This window comes from Promicromonospora kroppenstedtii DSM 19349, from assembly GCF_000515355.1.
GTDB classification, from domain to species: Bacteria; Actinomycetota; Actinomycetes; order Actinomycetales; family Cellulomonadaceae; genus Promicromonospora; species Promicromonospora kroppenstedtii.
Genome location: NZ_KI911715.1, coordinates 5425 through 11295, shown reverse-complemented (window position 1 = coordinate 11295; position 5871 = coordinate 5425). Strand labels below are relative to the sequence as shown.

At 70.6% G+C, this 5871-nt stretch carries 7 protein-coding genes; all 7 read right to left on the bottom strand.

Features of this window, described 5'->3' with window-relative positions:
- A partial coding sequence (locus tag PROKR_RS20290) for a Mur ligase family protein (protein ID WP_036966454.1) occupies positions 1-1462 on the bottom strand: 1462 nt, incomplete at its 3' end.
- Between the two features lie 129 nt (positions 1463-1591).
- Positions 1592-2032, bottom strand: a complete 441-nt coding sequence (locus PROKR_RS20285) for an SUKH-3 domain-containing protein (RefSeq protein WP_084800566.1) — start codon at positions 2030-2032, stop codon at positions 1592-1594.
- Complete coding sequence (locus PROKR_RS20280; RefSeq protein ID WP_051433185.1) at positions 2032-2451, bottom strand: hypothetical protein; 420 nt, start codon at positions 2449-2451, stop codon at positions 2032-2034. Before PROKR_RS20280 ends, PROKR_RS20285 begins: the two co-directional genes overlap by 1 nt.
- 176 nt (positions 2452-2627) lie before the next feature.
- Positions 2628-3710, bottom strand: a complete 1083-nt coding sequence (locus tag PROKR_RS20275) for an ABC transporter ATP-binding protein (RefSeq protein ID WP_051433184.1) — start codon at positions 3708-3710, stop codon at positions 2628-2630.
- On the bottom strand, positions 3707-4624 hold the full coding sequence (locus tag PROKR_RS20270; protein WP_020016688.1) for an ABC transporter permease: 918 nt from the start codon (positions 4622-4624) through the stop codon (positions 3707-3709). The genes PROKR_RS20275 and PROKR_RS20270 overlap by 4 nt, the downstream gene beginning before the upstream one ends.
- The gene (locus tag PROKR_RS20265) at positions 4621-5604 is read right to left on the bottom strand and encodes an ABC transporter permease (protein ID WP_020016689.1); all 984 of its coding nucleotides are present in this window, start codon (positions 5602-5604) and stop codon (positions 4621-4623) included. Before PROKR_RS20265 ends, PROKR_RS20270 begins: the two co-directional genes overlap by 4 nt.
- Positions 5601-5871 (bottom strand): oligopeptide/dipeptide ABC transporter ATP-binding protein (locus PROKR_RS20260; RefSeq protein ID WP_342665891.1); only part of this gene is annotated, 271 nt, incomplete at its 5' end. The genes PROKR_RS20260 and PROKR_RS20265, both read right to left, overlap by 4 nt.

Here is a 5871-nt window from a genome sequence, read left to right as displayed (position 1 = left end):
CGCGGATCGCGTCCGCGCGCGGGGCGACCTCGTGGACCTCCACCGTACGCGAGGCGCCGTCGTCCGCGGTCTCGACCGTGCCGGGCGTGCCGCTGCCGGGGGTGCCGTCGCCGGGCGTGTCGACGCCGGTCCCGGCCAGGACCTCGGTGCGCACCTTGGCGGGGTCCTCGTCGTGCGGGTCGTCGTCCGTGACGTAGACGACGTCGGCGCCGTGCACCGCGGCGGCGCCCATGAAGGGGCGCTTGCCGGGGTCGCGGTCGCCGGTGGCGCCGAACACGACGGCGAGCCGGCCCGTCGTCGTCGGGCGCAGGGCCGCGAGGGCGAGCTCCAGGGCCTCGGTGTTGTGCGCGAAGTCCACGACCACGCGCGGGGCCGTGGCCAGCACCTCCATACGGCCCGGCACGGTGGCGCTCAGGCCGTCGGCGGCCGCCAGCGCGTCGGTGACGTCGCGGATGTCCGACCCGCCCTCCAGCACCATCGCGACGGCGAGGGCCGCGTTGGCTACGTTGTAGCCGCCCGGCAGGGAGGTGGAGGTGCGCAGCGTGCGGCCGTCGTGGTGCGCCAGCGTGAAGGCGGACCCGGTGCCGTGCGGCGCGACGTCGGTCACGACCCAGTCGGCGGCCTTGTCCGGCAGTGTGGTGAGCGTGGCGACGGGGATCTGGGCCTCGTTCGCCATGCGGTCGCCCCAGGTGTCGTCGACGGTGACGACGCCGCGGCGAGCGCGGGCGGGCGTGAACAGTTCGGCCTTGGTAGCGAAGTAGGACTCGAAGTCGCCGTGGAAGTCCAGGTGGTCCTGCGTCAGGTTGGTGAACCCGGCGACGCCGAAGACGATGCCGTCCACGCGGTGCTGCGCCAGCGCGTGGGAGGAGACCTCCATGGCAAGAGTGCGCACGTGGTCCTCGCGCATCGCGGCCAGCAGGGCCTGCAGGTCGGCGGCCTCGGGCGTGGTGAGCGTGCTGGCGATGACCCGGTCCCCGGAGCGGGTCTCGACCGTACCGATCAGCCCGCCGATCCAGCCCAGCGCCCGCAGCAGGTGGTCGAGCTGGTAGGTCGTGGTGGTCTTGCCGTTGGTGCCGGTGACGCCGAAGGTCATCAGGTCCTCGGCCGGGTTGCCCAGCACCCAGGCGGCGACGGAGCCGAGGATGGCGCGGGGGTCGTCGGCGACGATGACCGGCGTGGTGCTGCCGGCCCCGATCAGCTCGGCCCCGCGCGCGTCCGTGAGGACGGCGGTGGCCCCGCGCCCGACGGCGTCCGCGGCGAACTCCGCGCCGTGCGCGCGGGCGCCGGGCAGGGCCACGAACAGGTCCCCGTCCTGGACCACCCGGTTGTCCGAGGCCACACAGGTGACCGCAGCGTCAGCCGCGTGACCTGGGGCGATGGTGAGGCCGAAGGCGACGGCGAGGTCCGAGACCTGGCGCGCTGTCGTGGCGGCCGGGCGGATCCGGTCGATCGGGGATGTCACGGAGAAGAACCTACCGTCTCGCGGGGGTGGGTCTCGTCCTGGGTGTGGGCCTTGGGTGGTGGTTGTGGGGTGGTCTGGTCCCGCCGGGACGGGTGCCGCCTGCACGCAGGTTCATGGCACAGCAATAGTTCAGCCAAGCACCGCGGGCATGACGCCCCGAACCAGATGAATCATGCCGACAGGCATCCGGCCGAAGGTCGCGACCCAATCCTCCACGCAATAGAGCTCAGAATTCTCATCCAAGCCGAGGAAGAATCGTCCGTGGTCCAGAATCCCTATCGGAAAGATCTGGCGACCGAGGTCCTGCGACCATTCGAGAAATCTGTCGCCTTCGCCCACACACTCCCCGGGATCAAAGGTAAACGGCTCCCGCGCACGCGTGATACCTGGGCCTTCGTTCGCTGACTCCAAGCCGCCGAACTCCACGAGAAACTCGGCAGCTGCCCCATGCATTTCAACCCCCTCGGCACGCAGCAACTCGACCCAGGAATCGATGCTGACAGATCTGCCGGGAAACCAGCCGGCTCCCGCAAGCGTCGCATCGGTGATGTCGTCGAATCGGGGTTGCATCACCGCAGAACATTTCCGCGTGGAGTCGCGAGCCACTCGCTGTACCAAGCCTGCTGAGCCTCGACGCTCACCACGTCTGCCACGTCGATGGGATCGAAGATGTCGACCACCGGTGCTTTCTCACCCTTGAACACCCCACCGAGGGCGTACGCGCGACGGCCCTGCGTCCATTGCCGCTGCATCGCAGAAGGATGGACATCCCTTCGGGAACCGGCGCACAAGAGGAGCCGACCACTCGACTCCACGATGAGCCGAAGCTCACGCAAGGCCTCGTAGAAGTCACCACCTGAGCCGTCGATCGTCGTTCCGCCGGGAAGCTCTGCGGAGATGAGGCAATCGACGCCCGTCCGCAATGTCAGTGTCGCCGGTCGCTGTTCGCCGAGCAGTGCAACTTCAGTGCTCTTCATCGACATCTTCATCGTTGCTCCTGGTGTACCGGCCCGCCGCTCGAGCGGCGCCCAGGCAACGGTGACGCAGCGGGGTGTGTTGCTGTGCGTAGACATTGTCTACGCACAGCAACACACCCCGGTAACCAACCCTTTCCCGGACGACGGCCCAGTCCGCCGATCGAGCAGTCGGCCCGGCAGCCCCAGAGCTACCGCGCCACCAGATCCGGCAGCTTCTTCCCCGCGGGCAGCGAGGTGTGCAGGTGGCAGGCCACCAGCCGCCCCGACTCGGCGGCAGCCGTCCGCCCCAGCACCGGCAGCTCCGTGCGACACACGTCCATGACGTGCGGGCACCGCGCCGCGAACGGGCAGCCCGGCTCGCGCTGGGACAGGTCCGGCGGGGCGCCGGGGATACCCGCGAGCTCGCGGCGAGGCCCGTGCAGCGGAGGGAACGACCCGAGCAGCCCCGCGGAGTACGGGTGCCGAGGGCGCTGGTAGACGTCGCGGGCGGGCGCCGTCTCCACGATCTCGCCCGCGTACATGACGGCGATGCGGTCGGCGACCTCCACCAGCAAGGACACGTCGTGCGTGATGAGCACCACGGAGAAGCCCAGCCGCTCACGCAGCTCCATCACCTGCTCCAGGATCTGGCGCTGCATCACCACGTCGAGCGCCGTGGTGGGCTCGTCCATGATGAGCACCTGCGGCTCCAGAGCCAGCGCCATCGCGATCATCACGCGCTGCCGCATGCCGCCCGAGAGCTGGTGCGGGTAGGCCCGCAGCCGGTCGGCCGAGATGCCCACCAGACGCAGCAGCTCCGCGGCCCGCTCCCGGGCCTCGGCACGCCCCATCCGGGGGCGGTGCGCCAGGATGCCGTCGATCAGCTGCTTCTCGACCCGGAACACCGGGTTGAGCGAGCTCATCGCACCCTGGAACACGATCGCGATGTCGCGCCAGCGGGCGGCCCGCAGCTCGGCGTCAGACAGGGCGAGCAGGTCCGCCCGCTGGCCGTCGCGACCCGTGAGCCACACCTCGCCGCCCGTGATGAGGCCTGGCGGCGGCAGCAGCCGCGTCGCGGCGTACGCGAGGGTCGACTTGCCGCAGCCGGACTCGCCCGCCAGCCCCAGCACCTCGCCGCGGCGCAGCGTGAGCGAGACCTCGCGCAGCACGTGCGTGGGGTCGTCGCCGAACCCGTAGTCGACGCTCAGGTTCCGGACCTCCAGGACCGGTTCCTCCGCCGTCGGCCCCGCGTCCCGGGCGACGCCCGGGCTCGTCTCCACACCTGTGCTCATGACCGCACCTCCCGCACCACCGGGGTGAACCCCACGCGCGGCCGGATGCCCCGGCGACGCAGCGAGCGAGCGTGCAGGCCGGTGGACCGCAGGCGGGGGTTGACGATCTCGTCGATACCGAAGTTGACCAGGGTCAGCGCCATGCCGAGCAGCGCGATGCACGCCCCGGCCGGCACGAACCACCACCACGCGCCACGCTGCAGCGCGAGGTTGTTCTGCGCCCAGAACAGGATGGTGCCCCAGTTCCAGTCGCTGACGGGCGTGATGCCGATGAACGACAGCGTGACCTGGGACAGCACCGCGAACGTCACGGTGCCCACGAACCCGGAGGCGATCACGGCCGTCAGGTTCGGCAGCACCTCGGCGAGCACGAGACGCCACGTGCGCTCCCCGTTGGCGCGGGCCGCCTCGACGAAGTCGCGCTTGCGCAGCGACAGCGTCTGGGCGCGCAGCACACGCGCACCCCAGGCCCAGCCGGTCGCCCCGATGACCAGCGCGACGGTGAGCCCGCCGGCCGACGGCAGCTGTGCGGCGATCAGGATGATCAGCGGCAGCTGCGGGATGACCAGGAACATGTTCGACAGCGCGGACAGCGACTCGTCGCCGATGCCGCCGACGAACCCGGCGGTCACGCCCACGAGCACACCCACGACGGTGGCGCTCACGCCGGCCACCAGGCCGACGACGAGCACGCCGCGAGCGCCCACGATGATCTGCGACAGGATGTCGCGGCCGGTGTGGTCGGTGCCGAGCCAGTGCGTGGCGGACGGCGGGCTGAGCAGCGCGTCGCTGACCTGGTTGGGGTCATACGGCGAGAGCCACGGGCCCACCAGCGCCAGCAGCGTGAAGAAGCCCAGGATGACCAGGCCGGTGATGACCTTGCCGTTGCGCAGGAACAGCAGCTGGTTCTTCATCGGTCCTCCGTCCGGGTGCGGGGGTCGAGCAGGGCGTAGGCGAGGTCGGCCACCATGTTCGCCACGAGGACGGACAGGGTGATGACCAGGAAGCAGCCCTGCATCAGCGGGTAGTCGTGGGTGGAGACGGCCTGGTAGAGCGTGTAGCCGATGCCCTGGTAGGAGAAGACCATCTCCATGATGAGCGTGCCGCCGACGACGAAGCCGAGGGACAGCGCGAAGCTGGACACCTGCGGCAGCACGGCGTTGCGGGCGGCGTAGCCGAGCATGACCTGCCGTTCGGGCAGGCCCTTGGCGTGCGCGACGGTGACGTAGTCCTCGGAGGAGACGGTCACCATCATGTTGCGCATGCCGAGCACCCAGCCGGCCACGGAGGACAGCACGACGGTCAGCGCGGGCAGGAACCCGTAGTAGACGACCGAGCCGATGAACTCGCCGCTGAACGCGGGCACGAGCCCGCGGTCGTAGCTGCCGCTGGACGGGAACCAGCCGAGGTTGACCGACAGCACGGCGATCGTGATCAGGCCCAGCCAGAAGTACGGCACGGCCTGGAAGAACGTCGCCACGGGCAGCAGCCCGTCGGCCCAGGTGCCGCGGCGCCAGCCGAGGAAGGTGCCGATGAGCGAGCCGATGACGAACGCGATGATCGTGGCGACGCCGACCAGACCCACAGTCCACGGCAGCGACTGGCTGACGATGTCGGCCACGGGGGTCGGGAAGTGCGTGAACGACAGCCCGAGGTCGCCCCGCAGGAGCAGGCCCCAGTAGTCGAGGTACTGCTGCCACATGCTGGTGTCCTGGTCCAGCCCGAACAGCACGCGCAGCGAGTGCTCGGCGTTGCTGTCGATGCGGCCCTGCATGCGGCCCAGCAGGGCCGTCACGGGGTCGCCCGGCAGCATGCGCGGGATGAAGAAGTTGATGGTGATCGCGGCCCACGCGGTCAGCGCGTAGAACACGACCCTGCGCAGCAGGAACCTCATGCGCCCGCCTCCCCGTTCCCGCTGGTCGAGCCGGACGAGACCCCGCCGCTGGTCGAGCCTGTCGAGACCCGCCCGACGTCGGGCCGCCCTTCCCGCTCGCTGTACCCCCAGCACGCGGCGGCCCGCCCGGGCGTGACCTCGATCAGCTCGGGCGTCTCACCCCGGCACAGATCCGTGGCGTACGGGCAGCGCGGCGCGAACCGGCAGCCGGGCGGTGGGTCGACAAGGCTCGGCGGCTCGCCGCCGGTGCCCTGCTCCCGCACGGCC

What these genes read in the sequence shown, in the direction of transcription:
- PROKR_RS20275 (WP_051433184.1), bottom strand. Translation starts at nt 3,710, where the DNA reads ATGAGCACAGGTGTGGAGACGAGCCCGGGCGTCGCCCGGGACGCGGGG.
- PROKR_RS20285 (WP_084800566.1), bottom strand. Translation starts at nt 2,032, where the DNA reads ATGCAACCCCGATTCGACGACATCACCGATGCGACGCTTGCGGGAGCC.
- PROKR_RS20270 (WP_020016688.1), bottom strand. Translation starts at nt 4,624, where the DNA reads ATGAAGAACCAGCTGCTGTTCCTGCGCAACGGCAAGGTCATCACCGGC.
- PROKR_RS20280 (WP_051433185.1), bottom strand. Translation starts at nt 2,451, where the DNA reads ATGAAGATGTCGATGAAGAGCACTGAAGTTGCACTGCTCGGCGAACAG.
- PROKR_RS20265 (WP_020016689.1), bottom strand. Translation starts at nt 5,604, where the DNA reads ATGAGGTTCCTGCTGCGCAGGGTCGTGTTCTACGCGCTGACCGCGTGG.